Source organism: Pseudomonas sp. HP_14, assembly GCF_055283875.1.
Genome location: NZ_JBTOQI010000010.1, coordinates 72589 through 95388, shown reverse-complemented (window position 1 = coordinate 95388; position 22800 = coordinate 72589). Strand labels below are relative to the sequence as shown.

The 22800-nt window shown below is 57.5% G+C and carries 22 protein-coding genes and 3 tRNA genes; all 25 read right to left on the bottom strand.

Annotated features, from left to right (window positions below; translation table 11 throughout):
- Window positions 1-318 precede the first annotated feature (318 nt).
- Window positions 319-395, bottom strand: a tRNA-Asp gene (locus ACYASS_RS09405).
- A 128-nt stretch (window positions 396-523) separates the two neighbouring features.
- Window positions 524-600 (bottom strand) — tRNA-Asp (locus ACYASS_RS09400).
- Between the two features lie 56 nt (window positions 601-656).
- A tRNA-Val gene (locus tag ACYASS_RS09395) sits at window positions 657-732 on the bottom strand.
- A 178-nt stretch (window positions 733-910) separates the two neighbouring features.
- Window positions 911-1675, bottom strand: coding sequence for an SDR family oxidoreductase (locus tag ACYASS_RS09390; protein ID WP_243247696.1), 765 nt, complete (start codon window positions 1673-1675; stop codon window positions 911-913).
- 11 nt (window positions 1676-1686) lie between these two features.
- Window positions 1687-2898, bottom strand: a complete 1212-nt coding sequence (locus tag ACYASS_RS09385; RefSeq protein ID WP_122807826.1) for an O-succinylhomoserine sulfhydrylase — start codon at window positions 2896-2898, stop codon at window positions 1687-1689.
- Between the two features lie 18 nt (window positions 2899-2916).
- Window positions 2917-4425 carry an amidophosphoribosyltransferase gene (gene purF / locus ACYASS_RS09380; protein ID WP_111755670.1) on the bottom strand — a complete coding sequence of 503 codons (1509 nt, stop codon included), beginning with the start codon at window positions 4423-4425 and terminating at the stop codon, window positions 2917-2919.
- A gap of 12 nt (window positions 4426-4437) precedes the next feature.
- A complete protein-coding gene (locus ACYASS_RS09375) occupies window positions 4438-5025 on the bottom strand; it encodes a CvpA family protein (protein WP_243247698.1) in 588 nt (195 codons plus the stop codon).
- Window positions 5026-5122: 97 nt separating this feature from the next.
- A complete protein-coding gene (locus ACYASS_RS09370; RefSeq protein WP_463585926.1) occupies window positions 5123-5788 on the bottom strand; it encodes an SPOR domain-containing protein in 666 nt (221 codons plus the stop codon).
- Window positions 5772-7079 (bottom strand): bifunctional tetrahydrofolate synthase/dihydrofolate synthase, encoded by a 1308-nt coding sequence (gene folC / locus ACYASS_RS09365; RefSeq protein WP_463585925.1) that lies wholly within the window; start codon window positions 7077-7079, stop codon window positions 5772-5774. The genes ACYASS_RS09370 and folC overlap by 17 nt, the downstream gene beginning before the upstream one ends.
- Window positions 7076-7996, bottom strand: a complete 921-nt coding sequence (accD, locus tag ACYASS_RS09360) for an acetyl-CoA carboxylase, carboxyltransferase subunit beta (protein WP_243247701.1) — start codon at window positions 7994-7996, stop codon at window positions 7076-7078. The genes folC and accD overlap by 4 nt, the downstream gene beginning before the upstream one ends.
- Before the next feature lie 275 nt (window positions 7997-8271).
- Complete coding sequence (locus ACYASS_RS09355; RefSeq protein WP_463585924.1) at window positions 8272-8892, bottom strand: phosphoribosylanthranilate isomerase; 621 nt, start codon at window positions 8890-8892, stop codon at window positions 8272-8274.
- 60 nt (window positions 8893-8952) lie between these two features.
- On the bottom strand, window positions 8953-9777 hold the full coding sequence (gene truA, locus ACYASS_RS09350; RefSeq protein ID WP_463585957.1) for a tRNA pseudouridine(38-40) synthase TruA: 825 nt from the start codon (window positions 9775-9777) through the stop codon (window positions 8953-8955).
- Between the two features lie 156 nt (window positions 9778-9933).
- Complete coding sequence (locus ACYASS_RS09345) at window positions 9934-12759, bottom strand: motility hub landmark protein FimV (RefSeq protein WP_463585923.1); 2826 nt, start codon at window positions 12757-12759, stop codon at window positions 9934-9936.
- 115 nt (window positions 12760-12874) lie between these two features.
- Window positions 12875-13885, bottom strand: coding sequence for an aspartate-semialdehyde dehydrogenase (locus ACYASS_RS09340; protein WP_463585922.1), 1011 nt, complete (start codon window positions 13883-13885; stop codon window positions 12875-12877).
- A gap of 80 nt (window positions 13886-13965) precedes the next feature.
- Window positions 13966-14526 carry a DUF1285 domain-containing protein gene (locus ACYASS_RS09335; protein ID WP_463585921.1) on the bottom strand — a complete coding sequence of 187 codons (561 nt, stop codon included), beginning with the start codon at window positions 14524-14526 and terminating at the stop codon, window positions 13966-13968.
- A 10-nt stretch (window positions 14527-14536) separates the two neighbouring features.
- Complete coding sequence (locus tag ACYASS_RS09330) at window positions 14537-15142, bottom strand: DUF4823 domain-containing protein (protein ID WP_122664931.1); 606 nt, start codon at window positions 15140-15142, stop codon at window positions 14537-14539.
- Window positions 15143-15293: 151 nt separating this feature from the next.
- Window positions 15294-15956 carry a TetR/AcrR family transcriptional regulator gene (locus tag ACYASS_RS09325; protein WP_243247706.1) on the bottom strand — a complete coding sequence of 221 codons (663 nt, stop codon included), beginning with the start codon at window positions 15954-15956 and terminating at the stop codon, window positions 15294-15296.
- Between the two features lie 450 nt (window positions 15957-16406).
- Complete coding sequence (locus ACYASS_RS09320; RefSeq protein WP_463585920.1) at window positions 16407-17192, bottom strand: TatD family hydrolase; 786 nt, start codon at window positions 17190-17192, stop codon at window positions 16407-16409.
- Between the two features lie 11 nt (window positions 17193-17203).
- Window positions 17204-17560, bottom strand: a complete 357-nt coding sequence (locus ACYASS_RS09315) for a PilZ domain-containing protein (protein WP_243247708.1) — start codon at window positions 17558-17560, stop codon at window positions 17204-17206.
- Between the two features lie 41 nt (window positions 17561-17601).
- Window positions 17602-18588, bottom strand: coding sequence for a DNA polymerase III subunit delta' (locus ACYASS_RS09310; RefSeq protein ID WP_463585919.1), 987 nt, complete (start codon window positions 18586-18588; stop codon window positions 17602-17604).
- Window positions 18581-19213 carry a dTMP kinase gene (gene tmk / locus ACYASS_RS09305; protein ID WP_243247710.1) on the bottom strand — a complete coding sequence of 211 codons (633 nt, stop codon included), beginning with the start codon at window positions 19211-19213 and terminating at the stop codon, window positions 18581-18583. Before tmk ends, ACYASS_RS09310 begins: the two co-directional genes overlap by 8 nt.
- A 19-nt stretch (window positions 19214-19232) precedes the next feature.
- A complete protein-coding gene (gene mltG, locus ACYASS_RS09300) occupies window positions 19233-20390 on the bottom strand; it encodes an endolytic transglycosylase MltG (protein WP_463585918.1) in 1158 nt (385 codons plus the stop codon).
- Complete coding sequence (pabC, locus tag ACYASS_RS09295; RefSeq protein ID WP_463585917.1) at window positions 20390-21208, bottom strand: aminodeoxychorismate lyase; 819 nt, start codon at window positions 21206-21208, stop codon at window positions 20390-20392. The genes mltG and pabC overlap by 1 nt, the downstream gene beginning before the upstream one ends.
- Window positions 21208-22452: a beta-ketoacyl-ACP synthase II gene (fabF, locus tag ACYASS_RS09290; RefSeq protein WP_463585916.1), complete on the bottom strand. Its 1245-nt coding sequence runs from the start codon at window positions 22450-22452 to the stop codon at window positions 21208-21210. The genes pabC and fabF overlap by 1 nt, the downstream gene beginning before the upstream one ends.
- A 109-nt stretch (window positions 22453-22561) precedes the next feature.
- Window positions 22562-22798, bottom strand: a complete 237-nt coding sequence (gene acpP / locus ACYASS_RS09285) for an acyl carrier protein (protein ID WP_007253394.1) — start codon at window positions 22796-22798, stop codon at window positions 22562-22564.
- Window positions 22799-22800: the final 2 nt, after the last annotated feature.

Sequence of the window (22800 nt, the reverse complement as noted above, 5' to 3'; positions counted from 1 at the left end):
TCTAACCGTAAACGAATAACCTGTAGGAGTGAGCTTGCTCGCGATAGCGTTTTATCAGATGCGATTTTTTTAATTAATAAATCGCTATCGCGAGCAAGCTCACTCCTACAGGTCCAATGTTTGCTGCGAGACATAGCGGTTCCATGGTCATCACGGGTGCTCCCCACATGAAATGCATTTCAATTCAGAAGATTGCATTTGCCAGGGGTTCTAGCCGCGAGGGCAGCGTACCTGAACATAAAAATCAGGCAAAAAAAAGCGACCTGTTAAGGTCGCTTCTCTTCGCTTCAAGGAGTTCAAGGGCCTCGAAGCTATGTATGGCGCAGCGGACGGGACTCGAACCCGCGACCCCCGGCGTGACAGGCCGGTATTCTAACCGACTGAACTACCGCTGCGTATCGCTCGGACTTTCGTCCGTTTGAATCGTTAAAGCAGGTTTTCGAGAACCTGCTTCGTTGTAACCCTGACTGAGAAGCCTTGAGGCTTTTCAATCGCAGACCAGACTAATCTGATCTGTCAAATATGGCGCAGCGGACGGGACTCGAACCCGCGACCCCCGGCGTGACAGGCCGGTATTCTAACCGACTGAACTACCGCTGCTTGTCGGTGGACTTACGTCCGGTGTAGCTATGTTTGCAACTTTGAAACTCACGAAGTGGTGGGTGATGACGGGATCGAACCGCCGACCCGCTGCTTGTAAGGCAGCTGCTCTCCCAGCTGAGCTAATCACCCTTTGCTTCGTTGAGGCCGCGAAATTTACGCACCTAACGAACCTAAGTCAATACCCTGCTTGAAGTTTTTTTAAGAGCAGCTTCCAGCCGCAAGTTTCAAGCTCCAAGCCAAAAACAAAAAAGCGAACCCTTGGGCTCGCTTTTGCTTTCTCTTGCAGCTTGTCGCTTACAGCTTGCCGCTACTCAACATAAATCATCTTCTTGCTCATGCCACCGTCCACGACGAACTCTTGCCCCGTGACGAACCCGGCATTGCGCGACAGCAGCCACGCGACCATTGCAGCCACATCATCGACCGTGCCTACCCTGCCCGCCGGGTGCTGCGCATGATCAGCCTCCGAGAGCGGCTCAGCGCGCCGCACGGAAGGGTCCCGTGCGTCGATCCAGCCCGGGCTGACGGCATTGACGCGGATCTCTGGCCCGAGACTGATGGCCAGTGAGTGCGTCAACGCCAACAGACCGCCTTTACTCGCCGCATAAGCCTCGGTATCGGCTTCTGACTGACGAGCGCGGGTTGAAGTCAGATTGATGATGCTGCCCGCATGGGCACGCAAATACGGAGCGCAGTGCTTGGCCAATAGCATCGGGCCGCTGAGATTGATCCCCAACACCCGATTCCAGTGCGCCAGGCTAAGGCTTTCAAGCGTGGTGTTGTGAGGATCGGCGATCGCCGCATTGCAGACCAGCGCATCGAGGCGACCGAACTGACCAATGACCTCGGCCACCCCCGCCGCCACCTGCTCCTCGCTGGCAACATCCATCGCGATAAAGATGGCGTTGTCGCCCAGCGTCTCGGCAACCACAGCGCCACGCGCACGATCGACATCCACCAGGACAACTTGCCAGCCCTCGGTAATCAGCCAGGCAGCAATACCCAGACCAATTCCGCGAGCTGCACCCGTCACCAAAGCCACCCGCCCGTTACTGGTGCTGGCGGCTTCCATTACCCAATCATTCACAGCGCTGCCAGACCACGCGCCAGATCCGCTTTCAGGTCAGCGACATCTTCCAGACCTACAGCAACCCGGATCAGACTGTCGCGAATACCCGCAGCTTCACGCTCCTGAGGCGCCAGACGACCATGGGACGTGGTGCTCGGATGCGTGATGGTTGTTTTGCTGTCGCCCAGGTTGGCGGTGATCGAAATCAACCGGGTGGCGTCGATGAAGCGCCATGCGCCTTCTTTACCACCCTTGACCTCGAAGCTCAAAACCGCGCCGAAAGCCTTCTGCTGACGCTTTGCGAGAGCATGTTGCGGATGGCTTTCGAGACCGGCGTAATGCACCTTCTCGATGCCGTCCTGCTGCTCCAGCCACTGGGCCAGCTCAAGAGCACTGGCACAGTGAGCGCGCATGCGCAGGTTCAGGGTTTCGAGGCCCTTCAGGAAGATCCAGGCGTTGAACGGGCTCAGCGTCGGCCCGGCAGTGCGCAGGAAGCCGACAACTTCTTTCATCTGTTCGCTGCGACCGGCAACCACACCGCCCATGGAACGGCCCTGGCCGTCAATGAACTTGGTGGCGGAATGCACCACCATGTCAGCACCCAGCGCCAGCGGCTGCTGAAGCGCTGGTGTGCAGAAGCAGTTATCGACGACCAGCAGGGTGCCTTTGGCGTGAGCGATTTCTGCCAGAGCGGCGATATCGACCAGTTCCGCAAGAGGATTGGATGGCGATTCAACAAACAGCATTTTGGTGTTGGGTTTGATAGCGGCATCCCAGCCAGCCAGTTCGGCCAGCGGCACGTAATCCACTTCAACGCCAAAACGCTTGAAGTACTTCTCGAACAGACTGATGGTCGAGCCGAATACGCTCCGGGAAACCAGCACGTGATCGCCAGCGCTGCAAAAGCTCATGACAACAGCCATGATCGCGGCCATGCCGCTTGAAGCGGCAACGGCCTGCTCGGCGCCTTCCAGCGCGGCGATACGCTCTTCAAAAGAGCGCACCGTCGGGTTGGTGTAGCGAGAGTAAACGTTGCCCGGCACTTCGCCTGCGAAACGCGCAGCCGCATCGGCGGCTGAACGGAACACATAACTTGAGGTGAAGAACAGCGGATCGCTATGCTCGCCTTCCGGCGTGCGGTGTTGACCGGCACGCACGGCAAGCGTGTCGAAACCTACGCCTTCAAGGTCGCTGTCCAGCCGACCGGCATCCCATTCCTGAGTCATGCGCCCTCTCCCTGATAATTAGTTGTTGTACAGATCGATGATCGCACTCACCGCCTGAGTCTTGACCTTGGAGGCGTCGTTACGCGCCTGCTCGATCTTGTTCAGGTAATGCTCGTCGATATCACCGGTCACGTACTTGCCGTCGAAGACCGAGCAATCGAAGTTATCGATTTTGATCTTCTTGCTACCGCTGACCGCTTCGATCAGGTCATTCAGATCCTGATAGATCAACCAGTCGGCACCGATCAGGTCGGCAACGTCCTGCGTGGTGCGGTTGTGGGCAATCAGTTCGTGAGCGCTTGGCATGTCGATACCGTAGACGTTCGGGTAACGAACGGCCGGCGCAGCAGAGCAGAAATAAACGTTCTTGGCACCGGCTTCACGGGCCATCTGGATGATCTGCTTGCAAGTGGTGCCGCGCACGATGGAATCGTCCACCAGCATGACGTTCTTGCCGCGGAACTCCAGTTCGATGGCGTTGAGCTTCTGACGCACGGATTTTTTACGCGCCGCCTGGCCAGGCATGATGAACGTACGGCCGATGTAGCGGTTCTTGACGAAACCTTCGCGGAACTTGACGCCCAGGTGATTCGCCAACTCCAGTGCCGCCGTACGGCTGGTGTCCGGAATCGGAATAACCACGTCGATGTCGTGATCCGGACGCTCGCGCATGATCTTGTCAGCCAGCTTCTCGCCCATACGCAGACGCGCCTTGTAAACCGAGATGCCATCGATGATCGAGTCCGGACGCGCCAGGTAGACGTGTTCGAAGATGCACGGTGCGTACTTTGGATTGGTCGCGCACTGACGGGTGTGCAGCTTGCCATCTTCGGTGATGTAAACCGCTTCGCCCGGGGCCAGGTCGCGAATCAGGGTGAAACCCAGTACGTCCAGCGAGACGCTTTCGGAGGCGATCATGTACTCAACGCCTTCGTCGGTGTGACGCTGACCGAAGACGATCGGACGAATAGCGTCCGGGTCCCGGAAACCGACGATACCGTAACCGGTGATCATCGCGACCACGGCGTAACCGCCACGGCAGCGCTTATGCACATCGGTGACTGCCGCGAAGATGTCTTCTTCGGTCGGCTGCAACTTGCCGCGAACCGCCAGTTCATGGGCAAAAACGTTGAGCAGCACTTCCGAATCGGAATTGGTGTTGACGTGGCGCAGGTCAGATTCGTAAATCTCTTTGGCCAGTTGCTCAACGTTGGTCAGGTTACCGTTGTGCGCCAACGTGATGCCATACGGCGAGTTGACATAAAACGGTTGGGCTTCGGCCGAAGTCGAGCTGCCCGCGGTTGGATAGCGCACATGACCAATACCCATGTGGCCAACCAGACGCTGCATATGGCGTTGGTGGAACACATCACGAACGAGGCCGTTGTCCTTGCGCAGGAATAACCGGCCATCATGGCTGGTTACGATACCGGCAGCGTCCTGGCCGCGGTGTTGGAGGACGGTGAGCGCGTCATACAGCGCCTGATTGACGTTCGACTTACCGACGATACCGACGATGCCACACATGCGACACAACCCCTACTTAGTGGAACTGGATTTACCGAGCACTTCCTGCGGCATTGTAGGCGGCAGGAGGTGTTCCTTGAACGGCAGTTCAGCAGGTACGCTGACTCCGCTGGCGAGCCACTTGCTGGACATCCCGAGAATCAGGTTTTTCGACCAGTCAGCGACCATGAGAAATTGCGGCACCAACCTCGATTGCTGCCACCATTGATCCTGTTGTACCGGCCCCAGGCTCAACAGCCCGACAGCCACTACTACAAGCAAGCCTCCGCGCGCTGCGCCAAAGACCATGCCGAGAAAGCGATCGGTCCCGGAAAGCCCGGTGACACGAATCAGTTCCCCAATAAGAAAGTTGATCATTGCGCCGACCAGCAAAGTGGCGACAAATAGAATAGTACAGGCCGCAATAACCCGAAACGACGGCGTTTCGATGTAATTGACCAAATAACCTGATAATCCCGCGCCAAACATCCAGGCGACAACACCTGCAATGATCCAGGTCACCAGCGACAGGGCCTCCTTGACGAAGCCGCGCTTGAGACTGATCAGAGCGGAGATAGCGACGATCGCGAGGATCGCCCAGTCGACCGGGGTAAAGGGCACGTTTGAGCCTGCAAACAGATAAGGCGGCGCATTTTAGCAGAGCGCCAGCCTGCCGGTAAGCGAGATTTCCGGCAGGCGTGCAATCATCTGAAAAGCATCAACCCTGCTCAGGCTGAAAGCGCACCACAATGCCCTTGAGCTTCTGCTGCTTGTCGAGTTGATCGCGCAGGCGATCAGCTTCTGCACGCTCGATCAATGGCCCCACAAACACCCGGTTCACGCCGCCCGCAGTACGGATATAGGCGTTATAGCCCTGGGTGCGCAGGGTTTTCTGCAGATTGTCGGCGTTGGCACGATTGGACATGCTCGCCAACTGCACAGACCAGCTTACCGACAGACCGTTCGCGTCGACACCTGACGGCGTGGCTGGTTTGGCAGCCGCTTGTGCTGGCGGAGATGCTGGTGCTGGCGTCGGAGTTGGCGGGGTCGCTGGCTTGGTAGCCGGTTTGGCTGCAGCCGGGGTCGCAGACTTTACCTCGGACGGAGCGGGAGCGATCGGCATCGAGGGTGCCTGGGTTTGCGCGGCTATTTCATCATCGCCAGGTACTGGCTCCTGAGTTGGAACCTGCGGCTCGGGAACCGGAACCGGCTGAACCTGCACTTGAGGCGTCACGGGCGCTTGAGGCGCTGCAGGCGCATCGACCTGAACATGACGCGTTTCGTCCTGACGCGTGAACAGCATCGGCAGGAAGATCACCGCCACGGCGATCAGCACCAGCGCGCCGACCATACGCTGTTTGAATACGTTATCCAGCAGAGCCATTTGCAGCTTCCTCTATGGCGTGCCGGGTCAACCATTCCAGGGCCTCGGCAACACAGTAAAAAGACCCGAACAGCAAAATCTCGTCATCGGCTGTAGCGTGCGCGCATTGGGCTTCCAGTGCTAACGCGACACTCTGATAGGACGTCACGTGTGCGCCAAGGTTCTGTAGTGCCACCTGCAAATCGGCCGCAGACCGGCTGCGCGAAGTCGGAAGCGGCGCAACCGCCCAGTCATTGATGCTGGAAGCCAGCTCTGCAACGACACCTTCCAGCTCTTTATCAGCCAGCAGACCAAATACCGCGAGACGCTTGCCCGCCAACGGACGTTGAGCCATGCGTTGCGCCAGGAAGTGTGCGGCGTGAGGGTTATGCCCCACATCCATCAGCAGGTTCAGGCGCTTGCCGTGCCAGCTGAAAGAGCGACGATCCAGGCGCCCGATAATCCGCGTATCAAGCAACGCAGCGCTCACCTGCTCAGGCTGCCACGCAAGATCCAGCAGTAGATAAGCCTGCAAAGCCAGGGCGGCGTTTTCCATGGGCAGGTCGAGCAGCGGCAGGTCGCGCAACGCCACCTGTTGCCCCTGCCCGTCGCGCCCCATCCAGCTCCAGCTGTGTTCATTGATCGAAAGATCGAACTCACGTCCACGCAGCATCAGTGGACAATTGAGTTTTCGAGCCTGATCAAGCAGCGGCGCTGGAGGATCAAGATCGCCGCACAGCACTGGACAACCGTCACGAAAGATACCGGCTTTCTCGAACGCAACAGACTCGCGGGTATCACCCAGCCAGTCCGCATGATCAACACCGATGCTGGTCACAACCGCAAGATCGGCATCGATGAGGTTGACGGCATCGAGACGACCACCGAGGCCGACCTCAAGCACCGCCACATCAAGCGCTGCCTGCTCGAACAACCAGAAGGCTGCCAGCGTACCCATTTCGAAATAGGTCAGCGTGACATCGCCACGGGCAGCCTCTACAGCCGCGAACGCATCGCAAAGCTCAAGATCAGTCGCCTCAACGCCCTGCACCTGTACACGCTCGTTGTAGCGCAGCAAATGCGGAGAGCTGTAGACACCGACTCTAAGGCCCTGAGCACGGAGCAAAGAAGCCAAAAAAGCGCAGGTCGAACCCTTGCCGTTGGTGCCTGTTACCGTAATCACCCTGGGCGCCGGCCGGGTCAGGCCTAATTGCTGCGCAACCTGACGCGACCTGTCCAACCCCATATCAATGGCAGATGGATGCAACTGCTCAAGCCAGGCGAGCCAGTCGCCCAGGGATCCTGGCGTCATACGTTGGCTGGCGCCGGAGGAACGATTACAGGTTCCAGAACCGGAGCGACGAACTTCGGCGTCGGCAGGTTCATCATCTGTGCCAGCAAGTTGCCCAGACGCTGACGCAGTTCCTGACGATGAATGATCATGTCGATTGCACCGTGCTCCAGCAGGAACTCGCTGCGCTGGAAACCTTCTGGCAGCTTTTCACGAACGGTCTGCTCGATAACACGAGGCCCAGCGAAACCGATCAGTGCCTTTGGCTCGGCGACGATTACGTCACCCAGCATGGCCAGACTCGCGGAAACACCACCGTAAACCGGATCGGTGAGCACGGAAATGAACGGCAGGCCTTCTTCACGAAGACGGGCCAGTACGGCCGAGGTCTTGGCCATCTGCATCAGCGAGATCAGCGCTTCCTGCATGCGCGCACCGCCGGAAGCGGCGAAGCAGATCATCGGGCAGCGTTTTTCCAGCGCATAGTTGGCAGCCTGAACAAAACGCTCGCCGACAATGGCGCCCATCGAACCACCCATGAAGGAGAATTCGAAGGCAGACACCACAACCGGCATACCCAGCAGCGAGCCGCTCATGGAAATCAGCGCGTCTTTTTCGCCGGTCTGCTTCTGTGCACCAACCAGGCGATCCTTGTACTTCTTGCTGTCGCGGAACTTGAGACGGTCAACCGGCTCCAGTTCAGCGCCGATCTCGGAACGGCCCTCTTCATCCAGAAAGATATCCAGACGAGCACGAGCGCCGATACGCATGTGGTGGTTGCACTTGGGGCAAACGTCCAGGGTCTTTTCCAGCTCTGGACGATAAAGCACCGCTTCGCAGGATGGGCATTTATGCCAGAGGCCTTCAGGAACCGAGCTTTTCTTGACCTCGGAACGCATGATCGAAGGGATCAGTTTGTCTACCAACCAGTTGCTCATGCTTTATTTCTCCAGTACCGGTGGCTCGAACGCCGGGTGATTCAGCACCCTGCGCATGCCCTTTAACTAATTCGTAAATGACTTGAAGCTGCTTGCCTGTGGCTGTCACATCGCGTGCCCAGCCTGGTGCGCAGCTTCAATCGTGATTCAACAACCGTGGCGAGACCATTCGAACCTCACCCGTAAAAAACTGCCCGCATATCCGGGATGTCTGCCTGTCGTACAGACAGGGTTATGGACGGTGGCCGACGAAAACCCGTCACATCGAACCGCCATCAGCAGCCGTGCACCGCACTCATGAACGCGCGAATCTTGTCATGATCCTTGATGCCGCGGCTCTTCTCGACCCCTCCACTGACGTCCACCGCATACGGTCTGACCTGGGTGATGGCCTGAGCCACGTTGGCCGAGGTCAAACCACCGGCCAGAATAATCGGTTTTTCCAGACCGGTCGGGATCAGCGCCCAGTCGAACGTTTCGCCAGTACCACCCGGAACACCCGCGACGAAAGTGTCTAGCAGGATACCGCTGGCCCTTGAGTACAAACGGCAACTGGCAGCGATGTCGTCACCAGCCTGCACCCGCAACGCCTTGATGAACGGACGATGATAGCCGTCGCACTGCTCGGGCGTCTCATCACCATGGAACTGCAACATGTCCAGCGGCACTGCATCCAGCGTTTCGTTGAGTTCACAACGACTGGCATTGACGAACAGGCCGACCGTGCTGATAAACGGCGGCAACGCTGCAATGATTGCCCGCGCCTGCTGAACACTGACCGCTCTAGGGCTTTTAGCGTAAAACACAAAGCCGATGGCATCGGCACCCGCCTCAACGGCAGCCAATGCATCTTCTATGCGGGTAATCCCGCAGATCTTGCTGCGAACGGCTGACATGTAAAGAAAACCTCAAGCCTTTCGGGAAAGGCCGGATGTTAACAAATGCTGTTACAGGCGTCAGCCGTCAAGTTCCGAGAACCCTGTGAGAAAGTGCGGCCCGATATAGCGCTCGGGCAACGGGAACTCGTCGCGGTACTCAACCTGCACCAGGTACAGCCCGAACGGATGAGCCGTAACCCCTCCGGTACGACGAACCTTGCTCTCCAGCACTTCACTGGCCCATTCAACCGGACGCTCACCCGCCCCGATAGTCATCAGCACGCCAGCAATGTTACGCACCATGTGGTGCAGAAATGCATTGGCACGCACATCGATGACGATCATCTTGCCGTGCTGCGTGACCCGCAGATGATGCAACTGTTTGACCGGCGACTTGGCCTGACACTGCCCGGCACGAAAGGCACTGAAATCATGAGTCCCCACCAGGTACTGCGCCGCCTGGGCCATACGCTCGACGTCCAGCGGACGATGGTTCCAGGTGATTTCCTGATTCAGGTGCGCCGGGCGAATCTGATCGTTGTAGATGACGTAGCGATAGCGTCGTGCGATGGCCTTGAAGCGGGCGTGGAAATCAGCGGGCATCACCTTGGCCCAACTGACACTGATGTCATGGGGCAAATTGATATTCGCGCCCATCACCCAGGCCTTCATTGAGCGCTGAGCCTGGGTATCGAAATGTACGACCTGCCCACAGGCATGCACACCCGCGTCGGTTCGACCGGCGCACATCAAAGACACCGGCGAGTCGGCGACTTTCGACAAGGCGTCTTCGAGGGTTTCCTGAACGGTCAGCACTCCAGAGGCCTGACGCTGCCATCCCGAATAGCGCGAGCCCTTGTACTCGACACCGAGCGCTATTCGGGAAAAGCCTTCGGCAGCCATTTCGGCAGCCGGGTTATCTATGTTCGCCAAGAGGTAAAAGCCTGTCGGATTGCAAAATGGCGGCCATTATAGGGCCGTCGAAAAAAGACGCCACGTGCCCGACGCCATAAATGCAAACGGCCGCATAAGCGGCCGTTGCAGTACAGCTGGGTCAGATCAGGCAAGACGAGAGAGCATGTCACGCGCCTCGGTCTTCTGACCGTCATCACCTTCGGAGACAACCTCATCAAGGATGTCGCGAGCGCCGTCGCTATCGCCCATCTCGATGTAGGCACGCGCCAGATCGAGTTTGGTAGCGGCTTCATCGGTGCCTGCCAGGAAATCGAACTCCGGCTCGTCATCCATCGTAGCCATGTCATCAGCCGTGAAGCTTGGCGACTCGAAAGGCTCGGCCATAGGCGGATGCTCAAGATTCTGCGACAAACGCTCCAGCTCGGCGTTTACGTCGTCGATCTCGGAAGCAAACGCCTGAGCAGCAGGATCGGATTCAATTTCATCCGACAGCGACAAATCGAAATCATCCGGCAAGTCCAGATCGTGCTCTGGCTCAGGCTCCACAGCAGGTGCTGCTTCTCCCAGGTCCAGAGGCTCACTGTCCAGGCTGAGCAGGAAGTCATCTTCCGTGGTCAGCGCAGGCTCGTCCTCGGCCAGATCCAGATCGAAATCAGCCAGATCATCAGACGCACTGGCAACAGGCGCTTCAGTCTGCTGCTTCAACAGCGATTCAAAGCTCGGCTCTTCTTCAGCGGCTACCGTCGGCGCATCCAGCTCAAAATCAGCTACATCAGCCGGCGCGCTCAGATCAACCACGTGCTCGGGTGAGGCTTGCTCCAGATCATCGAGACTCAGATCGAAATCATGCTCGAAGTCATCGACAGGCGGAACAACCGCTTCCTCAGCAGAAGTAACAACGACCGGTTCTGGTTCCTGCTCTGGCTGTGGCTCGGGTTCAAGCACAGGCTCAGGTTCTGGTTGCACTTCCAGAACCGGAGGCTGCGGCTCATCTTCATCAAGCAGCAGTTCTTCAACGTATTTCGCATCCAGCTCAGCAGCCACTGCAGCCGCAGTGGCTGTTGCCGCCGCAGCCACAACAGCTGCGGTAACCATGGTCGGGTAACGACTCTTTAGCTGCTCGACCTCAGCTTGATGCTTTCCCCGTGCCACCACTTTGCGCTCATGCGCCGCGAAGGCTTTGGTGTTGCCTTGCTCCGCGTAGATTTCCATCAGTTTCAGACGGATATCATCGCGAGCCGGATCTTCCTTTACCGCCTCTTCCAGCAATTCAACTGCCTGATTCATACGGCCGTAAGCGATATGAATTTCAGCCTGAACCAACGGATCGGCAGGACGCTCTTTTGAACCACCAGCAGGGCCCGGCGGCGCCATTGCCACGTTAGGCGAAGCAACACCCAGACCTTCGAAGCTGGCTTGCGGCAACTCCATATCCATATCGGACACGAAATCCGACTCTTCAGCCAGTGCACGCGCCATACGCTTGTGCTTCTCGGCTTCGGCCTTGGCGTTACGACGGCGAGCCAGGAACAACATCAGCAGAAGCAGGAACAGCACCACAGCGCCGCCGATGATGCCAAGCACTACCGGATTGCTGAGCAACTGTTTGAATGCGCTATCCGCGTCGGATTCTGGCTCAACCACCGGTTCAACCGCCAACGGCTGATCTGCGCCGGGCGCGGTGACCTGAGCGGCCCCCGCAGGCAGCGCATCTTCTGGCGCGATTTCACCTAGTGGTTTGGCGGCGGCTTCAGGGCTGCCTGGAGGAGGCACTACGGCTGCCGGCATGGCCGAATCAGCAGGAGTCGCAGCTGGCGTTGCGGGAGGAACAACACCTCCAGCAGCCTGCATTTTAGCGAGTTGATCGCTTTTCAGCTGGATCAGACGCTGCATTTTGTCGAGCTGACTTTGCAGGTCGTTCATGCGGCTTTTGAGTTCCGCGTTATCACGACGTGCCGTGTCCAGATTTTCCTGAGCCACGGCCAGCTTGTTGCTTAATTCTTTTTCAGTTGCCGAGCCTTTACCCGCAGCGTTCGATCCTGCTGAAACGAGGCTCAGGTTATCGCCTGCTTCAACGCGGGAAGGTGCCGCTCCGGCACGATCTCGCCGGGTTGCATCCACCTGGCGAGCGCCGGTTGAGGTTCTGCGCCCTTGACGCCACGCCTGATTCTGCGCAGCGACTTCAGTGATCGCTTGAGGCTGAGGCATTGTGGTCGACTGCGATGGCGTCGGCAGTCGCAATACCTGACCCTTCTTCAGGCGGTTGATATTGCCGCCGATGAACGCATCAGGATTCAGCGCCTGAATGGCCAGCATCGTCTGCTGCACGGTACCGCCGTTGCGATTTTTCTCGGCAATTTCCCACAGCGTGTCGTTATTGCTGGTGGTGTATAGAGCAGGCTTGGCATTGGCTTCCGCAGCAGGTGCCGGAGCACTTGGCGCCTGAGTTTCAGGTGTGGGGGCCGGAGCCGCAGGCTGCTCGGCAGTTGGCGCCGTCGAAGGCAACTGGGTCTGGGGAGTGGCAGCAGGTGCCGAAGCAGCCGCTGCAGCCGCCGCCGCTTCCGGGGAATACTTGGGCGGATCAAGCAGCAGGCTGTACTCGCGCAGCAGCCGACCATTTGGCCAGAGCACCTGAACGAGGAATTTTACGAAGGGTTCACGTACCGGCCTACTGGAGGTGATACGCAAGACACTCTTGCCACTGGCATTGATCACCGGCGTAAACGTGAGATCGCTGAGAAACGCCTGACGGGTAACCCCGGCCTGAGCGAAATCGGCGGTCGTCGCCAGACTTGGCACGACTTGCGAGGCATTCAGGCCCTGCGCTTCCGTCAATTCGATTTCAGCTACCAGCGGCTGGTTCAGGGTCGACTTGACCGACAATTCCCCAAGCCCCAGCGCATGCGCCATTCCAGATGACAGCGCCGAAGCCGCAGCAATTGCTAAAACCAGTTTGCGAACCTGAACCATAGCCCATCCCTTGTTAAAAAATTCCTCGGCATCCGAGAGGTAAAAAGTACTCATCTCAGGTGCTTGGAGGACACGCCTGGCTAGAATGATTCTTCAAATTGAAGCCAAGTATCTTTTACACATAGTCTTTTATCAACAATTCAGCGACCTGCACAGCGTTGAGAGCGGCACCTTTGCGTACATTATCCGACGTGACCCACAGATTTAACTGACAAGGATCGTCGATTCCGCTCCGCACACGTCCTACATAAACAACGTCCTGCCCTACAGCATCACCGACTGCAGTCGGGTAATCACCCACCTCAACCAGCTCAATCCCGGCCGCCGAATCCAGCGCCTTGTTGACTGCTGCAAGGTCGACAGGTGCCGCCGTTTCCAGCGAAACCGTGAAGCTGTCGCCAAAGAACACCGGCGCCTGCACGCTCGCAGCGGAAACCTTCAGTAAAGGCAGAGCCAGCAACTCTCGCAACTCCGCGACCAAACGCTTTTCCAGCGGCACATGCCCCTCAGCATCCGGAGCGCCCACTTGAGCCAGCAGGTTAAAGGCCATTTGCCGATCAAAAAAGCGCGGCTCCAGCGGGCGGACATTAAGCAACTCGGTGGTCTGGCGCGCCAGCTCGGCAACGCCTTCACGCCCCTGACTGGACACCGCCAGACACGCGGTGACGTTGACCCGCTGGATATCCAGAACAGCCAGCAACGGCGTCAATGTCAGCGCCAGCGCTGCCCCGGACGGACTTGGGCTGCCCAGTTGAAACGGCTTGCCGTACGACTCGATCAGTGCGCCATTGATTTCGGGAATAACATTTGGCGCTTCGTCCGGGGACAACCCGCCAGACAGATCAACAACCGAGCACCCGGCCGCCGCTGCACGTGCAGCATAGCTACGGGTCACTGCCGGACCGGCAGCAAAGAAAGCCACCTGCGCCTTGCTGAAGTCGAACTCATCGACTTCACGCACCCGCACATTTTTGCCCCTGAAAGGCACGGAGTGACCGGCCGACTCAATGCTGGCCAGCAAATGCAATTGCGCAACAGGGAAGTCACGCTCTTCGAGAATCTGGACGATGGTTTCGCCGACAGTACCGGTGGCGCCGATAACGGCAATATCAAAGGACTGATTCATGCAAAAACCTCAGGTAAAACGGGGAGCGGCACTTTAACCGCCGAGTACAAAGCAGGCAATTGACAGGGCTACTTATCGATTTATGGCTCAAGGCCTATGGGAAAGAACTCCCCGCGACTCCAGACACCCAGCCAGCGCTGACCGTCGATGTCACGGGGAACCGCCAGCTCTACCAACTGGTAGAACACATTGCGATTGATCAAGGCCTCCAGATTGGCCCGCACGTGAACATAAGGTGCGGGTTCCTCGGTCTGCGGATCAATCAGCACCCGTAGCGGATGCTTAGGCCCCGCCTCGGTCTCATCGTCAACATTGGTAGAGAAACGCAGCCTCTGATGCTCGCCCTCCCCTTCAACGGTCAGACTGATCGCCACAAAAGGCGCATCGTCGACACGGATACGGACCTTCTCCACCGGAGTAATCAGGAAATAATCATCACCGTCCCGGCGCATGATGGTGGAAAACAACCGGACCATCGGTTTGCGACCAATCGGCGTCCCCAGGTAATACCAGGTGCCGTCCCGGGCGATACGCATATCGATATCGCCGCAAAACTCCGGATTCCACAGATGGACAGGCGGCAGCCCTTTGCTCTTGGGGATCTGCGCCAACAGATCATTGGCCTTGCCCGGACCAGTCATTGCTTGCTCCTTAGCGGCTCAGACCCAACAGGCTACGAGCGTATTCCTCAAGCGGCGGGCCGAGCAAATCTTCTGGTTTATTGTCGTAGAACGTCAGCAATCCGCCACGGATACGGATACGCGCCGTATCAATCAGGTAGCGAGTGCTGGTTTCGATCAGCATGATCTGGATCACACCATTATCAATACCCAGTCGATCCAGCGCTTCCTGGTCAGACCATTCATCGGTATTGCCGATACGATCGTCAGCCTTGGCAAAACGAGTGTAGAGCAAGTAGTGGGCACCGAAACCACGAGCCTCGGTCATTGCCTCGTCCAGCCCAAGCGGGGCACGGGCGCGACGGACCATGGGAAAGTATTCAACGAAGCCATTAAAGGCTTCTTCCGCCACCACGTTCTGTTTGGGACTTGGGCTGGAGTTAGGCGGCACGAATGCGCCTTGGGCGATGTAGATGAATGAATCGGCCTGTATACGCCAGTTGCCGATACGGCGGGTTTCGCCATGATCGAGAACCCCGGCATCACTCAGTTGATCCTTGGCACCTTGAGCCAGATCACTGACTTTCATGCAACCACTCAACGCCAACAGCGCCAGTAACAGAACCAGGCTACGCATTATTCCCCTCCCAGATGCCGGTGACGGAAAACCGGCGAATGGTCGTCGGATGCAGCTTCCGAGCCAGACAGCACCCGAAAGCTGAATAATGCGGGCTTGAAGATAAAAAGCGCCTGATGTTTCTACTCGATTGAGGCTGTGTCGACGCTTATTACTGGCCTGCAGGGTCCGCTTTCGGATCAACAGGCACGTCACTATCGCGCTTGCGCTTATTACCCATGCGCACCCCGATATCCATCAGGAACTGGAAAAAGCCCTCCTGATCTTCCAGCACATTGCTCCAGAACGGCGAGTGATACAGCGCAACAGCGCCATGCACCAGAGCCCAGGCGGCGCAATAGTGAAAATAGGGAGGTACGTCTTCGAGTTTGCCTTCGTTGATCCGCCCCTTGATCAACAGTGTCAGGTGCTCGAAGTTGGAGGCACGAATCTTGTGCAGTTCCTCCACCAGCTCAGGTACCTGATTGCCTTTGACGACCTTCTCTTCGAGGCGATCAAACAAACGATAACGCTGTGGGTCGCGCATGCGGAACTCGAAGTAGGCGCGGGACAGCGACTCTTTGTCTTTTTCCAGATCCGCCGAATGCAGCAACTCGTTCAAATCCCGCTCATAGTCGAGCATCAGGCGCAGATAGATTTCAGCCTTGGATTTGAAGTGTTTGTAGATGGTGCCTTTGCCAATGCCCACGGCATCCGCAATCATCTCGACAGTAACGCTGTCTTCGCCCTCGTCGAGGAACAACTTAAGCGCGGTGTCGAGAATTTCCTGCTCACGGCGGCGAAACTCACGGACCTTACGAGGTTCTTTTTGCATATTGAGAAGGTCTGCACGGCTCAAAATCGAAGCTCGGTATTATGCCTAACTTGCGCGAAATTGCACGGATCATCCAACCAGGGTTCACTAAATGCGTGGAAAGCCGGTTTCGGACGAAGACTGTCAGACAATCTTGAGTTTCACGCTGACTCGGCTCCCACAAAGGTCTGATCTCATGCGGGAGCTGAGCTTGGTCTGGGCGCATCGGACGATAAGGTGAATGCAAAACGGACTCAAGAACCCTGGCGCTATTCCAAATCTGTTTAAAAAACGTACAGAAGCGACTGGACGCCTTGCGATCCTGACCAATACTTAGTTCGTTGGCGCGACATCTCCCCCAAGTGGCGTGCCGATAAAGGTGCCGATGGATAGCGCACCTTTGTTTTACTCCTAATGGTCTTAACCCGGATTCCCCCCCCAGAACCCGGGTTTTTTTTGCCTGTAATCCCATCAACCCTTGAGATGGGCCAGCGGAAACAGGCGAGCAAAGTTAGCCGTTGTCATTTCAGCAAACTGCTCATAGGACTCGCCGCGCAACATCGCCAGAAACTCGGCGACTTCTCGAACGTACTGCGGCAGGTTTGGTTTGCCGCGATAAGGAATTGGCGCGAGATACGGTGAGTCCGTTTCAACCAGCAACCGATCAGCAGGCACCTGGCGCGCCACATCACGTAGCGCATCCGCATTGCGAAAAGTGACGATGCCCGAGAGAGAAATATAGAAACCCAGGTCTAGCGCGGCCTTGGCCATCTCCCAGTCTTCGGTAAAACAGTGCAACACACCGCCCTGGGGCAGAGCGGCTTGACGCAACAGGCTCAACGTATCGGCACGTGCACCACGAGTATGAACAATGACCGGTTTGCCGGTGATGTTCGCTGCTTGAAGGTGCAACCGGAAAGACGCCTGCTGAAGTTCTGCTGCCTCGGGCTCGTAATGATAATCCAGCCCGGTTTCGCCGATGGCGACGACTCGCGGGTGATCCAGCTCCTTGAGCAACCAGTCCAGGGCTGGTGTTTCACCTGGCGTCAGGTCCAGCGGATGGATACCCACCGAACAATCGACATCGTCATAACGCTCGGCGAGCGCCTTGACCGCACCCGCGTTGTCGGCGCTGACGCCAATGCACAGAAAATGCCCGACACCACGCCCCCGGGCAGCCTCAAGGGCAGCATCCAGTGAACCGGAATGTTCGGCGAGGTCGAGGCGGTCAAGGTGGCAATGGGAATCTACAAGCATGAAATAAACATCTACATCGTGTGGGTAGGACGGTCGGACTTCAAAGCACCGGCCAAATAGGTTTCGATCATGGTACGCGCGGTATTGTCACCGTCATTGAACTGCACACCCACTCCAGCGGCGCGGTTACCCTGAGCGCCCTTGGGAGTGATCCATGTCACCTTGCCGGCCACCGGAATTTTCTCCGGCTCATCCATCAGATTCAGCAACATGAAAACCTCATCCCCCAGCTTGTAGCTTTTGCTGGTCGGGATGAACAGCCCGCCATTTTTGATGAATGGCATATAAGCGGCGTAGAGAACAGCCTTGTCCTTGATAGTCAGAGACAAAATGCCATTTCGTGGACCTGAATTCAGCGGCAAGCTCATGACAACTCCTTGGTATCGGAATAAAGACAGCCGGGCAACATCTAGCGCTGGCCAGTCAATCCAGCCCACTGAACCAGCAACGCTTCAAGCAACAGCACCCGGTTCAAATTGGCCTTGGACATGACTTTCTGGCGTTGAGCGAGGATCCAGTCCTGAATTTCAAGCACCCTGCCCTGCGCGGACTTCTGGGCCAGATACTGCACTACTTTGCGCATATCCTCCAATCCCAACCCTTGCTCATCTTCGGTCAATTGATAACGCAGGATCAGGTGCGACCAATCACAGAACCAGTCAAACAAAAGCAACAGAGGGATGTCTTTCCAGCCTTCCGCAAGCTGCGTCGGTGATTGTTGCTGCTTGAGCAGTTTTTTCACGCCATCCACGACCTGAGCTCGTTGCTCGCGCACACCCTGAGCCTGAAGGCTGACGGCGGCAAGCGGCGACCCCGCCGCCAGCGTGAGCAACTCAAAACGCTCGCTTTCGCTGCATTCGGGCAATGCCTTGGCCAGCCAGACCAGGCTCATCTCTTCGCTGGGTAACGGGCAAGCCTGTTGCACACAGCGACTTTTGACCGTAGGTAACAATCTGCTCGGCTGATGGCTGACCAGCAGCAACACGGTATTACCAGACGGCTCCTCAAGGCTTTTGAGCAGGGCATTGGCGGCATTGATGTTCATCGACTCGACCGGCTCGATCAACACGACTTTGCGGCCACCCATTTGCGCGGTCTGCACCACAAAACCCACCAGATCACGAACCTGATCGACCTTGATCGCCTTGTCCGCCTCTTCCGGCTCCAGCACGTAGTTATCGGGGTGACTGCCCGCCGCGAGCAGCAGGCAAGACTTGCACTGACCGCACGCTTCCAGACCTTCCGGTCGCTGGCACAGCAGACTGGCCATCAGGCGCTCGGCCAACGCTCGCTTGCCAATGCCGATCGGCCCATGTAGCAGATAAGCGTGGGCGTGCTGAGAGCGACCGGCCAACTGTTGCCACAACTGCTCTTGCCAAGGGTAAGCTTCAGCCACGGTACAGACTCAACAGCTCGGGCAGCAATGCATCGAGGGATCGTTGCACTTGAGGCAGCGATTGCGCGGCATCCACCAAACGATAACGAGCAGGTTCAGCCTTGGCACGATTCAGATAAGTGCTGCGCACTGCGTCAAAAAAGGTTCGACCTTCCTGCTCGAAACGATCCAGTCGCCCCCGCGCCGTAGCACGCGCAAGACCCACTTCCACGGGCAAATCGAATACCAGGGTCAGGTCCGGCCGCAAAGCGCCCTGCACAAAACTTTCCAGTGTAGCGATACGCTCGTGAGACAAACCACGGCCACCGCCCTGATAGGCGTAAGTGGCATCTGTGAAACGGTCGCACAGCACGATGGCACCACGCGCCAGCGCGGGGCGAATCACTTCGGCCAGATGCTGTGCGCGGGCTGCAAACACCAGCAGCAGCTCGGTATCGGCATGCATCGCTTCGTCGCTGGGCGCCAGCAACAGCTCGCGAATGCGTTCGGCCAGCGGGGTGCCGCCCGGCTCGCGCGTCAGCAGCACATCAATGCCTTCAGCGCGCAGTTGCGCGGCAAGGTATTCACGGTTGGTGCTTTTACCCGCACCCTCCGGACCTTCTAGGGTGATAAACAGGCCGGTCACAGGCTGTACTCAGTAGGATTCATTGTGATTTTTGCTCGCTCGGGGCAGCGCTTTCTTCAGATTTGGAGGCGTCTGTCGTTGCAGGATCAGGCTCGACCGGCGGGACTGGCTCAGCGGGTGTGGCCGGTACAACCGGGGGCGCGACGGGACCCGGGCTTGATCGGTAGTCGGCACGACGCTTGAGCTGAAACTCACGAACAGCAGCGTTGTGCGCATCCAGGTCGTTGGAAAAGACGTGACTGCCATCGCCTCTGGCGACGAAGTAAAGACTGCTGCCTGCCACAGGATTGAGCGCCGCGTGAATCGCTTCACGCCCTACCAATGAGATAGGCGTGGGCGGCAAGCCGGTAATGACATAAGTGTTGTAAGGCGTAGGCTCTTTCAAGTGAGCACGGGTGAGCTTGCCGTTATAGCGCTCACCGAGACCGTAGATCACGGTCGGGTCGGTCTGCAGCAACATCCCGAGAGCCAACCGGCGAACGAATACCCCGGCAATCTGCCCACGCTCCTGCGGGACGCCGGTTTCCTTTTCAACCAGCGATGCCATGATCAGCGCTTGATAAGGGTCGGCGTAAGGCACATCTGCTGCACGCTTCGCCCACTCGTCATTCAGCACCTCATCAAGGCGCTTGTAAGCTTGTTTGAGGATCTCGGCGTCGGTCATGCCACGCACGTAGCGGTACGTGTCAGGGAAGAACCGGCCTTCGGGAAAGACGTCCGGGTGACCGATTTTGGCCATCAGCTCCGAGTCCGTCAGATTTCCCAATGTTTGCTCAAGCTTGGCCTGCTTACCCAGCGCTGCACGCACTTGCCGGAAATTCCAGCCTTCGACCAGGGTCAGGCTGTATTGCACGACTTCGCCACGCTGCCACAGCGCGAGCAAGGATTGCGCATCCATACCCGGCGTCATGCGGTATTCACCGCTGTGCAAAGCCTCATCCGACAGGTTAAAGCGCCAGTAAAGTCGCAGCCAGAAAGCATCCTTGATCACACCGTCGGCTTGCAAACGGTTGAGCAGACCGCCTGGCGTAGAACCGGCAGGAACGTCGAGCATCTGTTCCTGGGTAACGTTCAAGGGCTGATGCAACGCCTCGTTCTGCTGCCAATAGGCAAAACCCAACCCAAGACCTGCCAGGACCAGACCCGTTTCCAGCAACAGCAAAAATTTTCGAATCACTAAGCGATATCCAGAAGGGCAACAGCTGTGCGCTGCAGTTTACGGGTGAGCGGCCCAACCGGCCAGCTCAGCTGTTCGAAGCCATGTACCGGCCAGATGCCATAGACACTGTTACAGACAAATACTTCGTCAGCGTGTTCCAGATCAGCCATCTGCAGGTCACGAACATCAACTTGCACCCCGAGCGTCGGCGCCTGCTCCAGCAGGGCAGCACGCATCACTCCGGCTACACCGGCGCGACTCAGATCAGCCGTGATCAACAGGCCATCACGGACCATGAACAGATTGCTGTAAACCCCTTCAATAACGCGCCCGGAGGTATCACGCATCAGCCCCTCGGCAAACTCGGGGCTCTGCCATTCCGAGCGGGCAAGCACCTGCTCAAGACGATTCAAATGCTTCAAGCCCGCCAACAAAGGTTGTTCGGCCAGACGAGTGACGCAGGGAAACAGACGAACACCCAGCTCTGCATGAGCAGCAGGATAGGCAGGCAGTGGACTGCCCTGAAGAATTCTTAGCGCCCGGGAATGTGGATCAGGGGCATAGCCGCGCTGACTGTCGCCACGGGAAAGAATCAGTTTCATGACGCCATCGCCGAGCTGCGCGGCAAAAGCCAGCAGCTCGTCACGAATCAGAAGATGATCAGCCGTGATGCGGAGACGATCACAGCCTCGCTGCAAGCGCTGCAGGTGCTGATCCAGTAGCGATGGGCGCCCTGCCCTTACGGCGACGGTCTCAAACAGACCATCACCGTAAGCAAGGCCTCTATTCCTGACAGAAAGCGTGTCGGCCGGACGTCCATCTATCCAGCCTGACATCACTCGGCGAACCGGCGGAACACCAGTGAGCCGTTGGTTCCGCCAAAACCGAAGGAGTTGGAGATCACCACGTCGATTGGCATGTTGCGCGCCTCATGTGGCACGAAGTCCAGATCACAACCTTCACCTGGCTCATCCAGGTTGATGGTCGGTGGCGCCACCTGACCGTTAATGGCCAGCACACTGAAAATAGCTTCAACGGCACCGGCCGCACCCAACAGGTGACCGGTCATGGATTTGGTGGAGCTGACCGCCAGCTTGTAAGCGTGGTCGCCAAATACACTTTTGATTGCATTGGCTTCGGCAAGGTCGCCCGCCATGGTCGAGGTGCCGTGGGCATTGATGTACTGAACCTGATCAGTGTTGACCTGAGCATCCTTCAGCGCATTACGAATGCAGCGCGCAGCACCGGCGCCATCGTCTGGCGGCGAAGTCATGTGGTAAGCGTCGCCGCTCATACCAAAGCCGATCAGCTCGGCATAAATCGTCGCGCCACGTGCCTTGGCATGCTCCAGTTCTTCAAGAACAAGCGCACCGGACCCGTCAGACAGCACAAAACCATCACGGCCTTTGTCCCAGGGACGGCTGGCGCGAGTCGGATCGTCATTGCGGGTCGACAGCGCCCGGGAAGCACCAAAGCCGCCCATGCCCAGCCCACAGGCTGCCATTTCGGCACCGCCAGCGATCATCACATCGGCTTCGCCGTAGGCAATATTGCGTGCAGCCATGCCAATGCAATGCGTGCCGGTGGTGCAAGCCGTTGCAATGGCATAGTTAGGCCCCTGTGCGCCCAGATGGATCGACAGGAAACCGGAAATCATGTTGATAATCGAACCAGGTACGAAAAACGGCGAAATACGCCCAGGCCCCTGCTCATGCAGAGAACGGCTGTTGTTTTCGATATTGGTCAGGCCACCGATTCCAGAACCCATGGCAACGCCAATGCGCTCACGGTTTTCATCGGTGACTTCCAGGCCGGAATTACGCACAGCCTGAAAGCTGGCAGCGAGACCGTACTGGATGAATAGATCGAGCCTGCGAGCCTCTTTGGGCGCCAGATACTCTTCGACGTTGAAGCCCTTGATCGAACCGCCAAAGCGGGTCGTGTAAGCCGAAAGGTCTGTGTGTTCGATAAGGTTAATGCCACTGCGACCAGCCAGAATACCCTGCCAACTGCTCGGCACATCCGTACCCAATGGCGACAGCATACCCATACCGGTGACCACGACGCGTCTACGCGACACAGGACTCTCCTTTTCTCTCATTGACTACACAGGACATCGTTTTAAAGAAAAAACCGCACGCCGGTAAGGCAGTGCGGTTTTCCCATGACCCAGCAACGATTACTAAATGTTACGCCTGGTGGGCAGTAACGTAATCGATAGCAGCTTGAACAGTGGTGATCTTCTCGGCTTCTTCGTCAGGGATTTCGGTCTCGAATTCCTCTTCCAGAGCCATTACCAGCTCAACGGTGTCAAGGGAGTCGGCACCCAGGTCTTCAACGAAGGAAGCAGTGTTAACCACTTCCTCTTGTTTGACGCCAAGTTGCTCGGCAACGATTTTCTTGACGCGCTCTTCGATGGTGCTCATAC

Bases quoted from the DNA above. Each gene is read 5' to 3' on its own strand.
- acpP (WP_007253394.1), bottom strand. From the start codon at position 22,798: ATGAGCACCATCGAAGAGCGCGTCAAGAAAATCGTTGCCGAGCAACTT.
- ACYASS_RS09330 (WP_122664931.1), bottom strand. From the start codon at position 15,142: ATGCGTAGCCTGGTTCTGTTACTGGCGCTGTTGGCGTTGAGTGGTTGC.
- ACYASS_RS09370 (WP_463585926.1), bottom strand. From the start codon at position 5,788: ATGGCTCTGCTGGATAACGTATTCAAACAGCGTATGGTCGGCGCGCTG.
- ACYASS_RS09325 (WP_243247706.1), bottom strand. From the start codon at position 15,956: ATGCAAAAAGAACCTCGTAAGGTCCGTGAGTTTCGCCGCCGTGAGCAG.
- folC (WP_463585925.1), bottom strand. From the start codon at position 7,079: ATGACGCCAGGATCCCTGGGCGACTGGCTCGCCTGGCTTGAGCAGTTG.
- ACYASS_RS09315 (WP_243247708.1), bottom strand. From the start codon at position 17,560: ATGAGCTTGCCGCTGAATTCAGGTCCACGAAATGGCATTTTGTCTCTG.
- truA (WP_463585957.1), bottom strand. From the start codon at position 9,777: ATGGCTGCCGAAGGCTTTTCCCGAATAGCGCTCGGTGTCGAGTACAAG.
- pabC (WP_463585917.1), bottom strand. From the start codon at position 21,208: ATGTCAGGCTGGATAGATGGACGTCCGGCCGACACGCTTTCTGTCAGG.
- accD (WP_243247701.1), bottom strand. From the start codon at position 7,996: ATGAGCAACTGGTTGGTAGACAAACTGATCCCTTCGATCATGCGTTCC.
- ACYASS_RS09355 (WP_463585924.1), bottom strand. From the start codon at position 8,892: ATGTCAGCCGTTCGCAGCAAGATCTGCGGGATTACCCGCATAGAAGAT.
- purF (WP_111755670.1), bottom strand. From the start codon at position 4,425: ATGTGTGGCATCGTCGGTATCGTCGGTAAGTCGAACGTCAATCAGGCG.
- ACYASS_RS09335 (WP_463585921.1), bottom strand. From the start codon at position 14,526: ATGACTGGTCCGGGCAAGGCCAATGATCTGTTGGCGCAGATCCCCAAG.
- ACYASS_RS09320 (WP_463585920.1), bottom strand. From the start codon at position 17,192: ATGCTTGTAGATTCCCATTGCCACCTTGACCGCCTCGACCTCGCCGAA.
- ACYASS_RS09340 (WP_463585922.1), bottom strand. From the start codon at position 13,885: ATGAATCAGTCCTTTGATATTGCCGTTATCGGCGCCACCGGTACTGTC.
- ACYASS_RS09345 (WP_463585923.1), bottom strand. From the start codon at position 12,759: ATGGTTCAGGTTCGCAAACTGGTTTTAGCAATTGCTGCGGCTTCGGCG.
- ACYASS_RS09385 (WP_122807826.1), bottom strand. From the start codon at position 2,898: ATGACTCAGGAATGGGATGCCGGTCGGCTGGACAGCGACCTTGAAGGC.
- ACYASS_RS09390 (WP_243247696.1), bottom strand. From the start codon at position 1,675: ATGGAAGCCGCCAGCACCAGTAACGGGCGGGTGGCTTTGGTGACGGGT.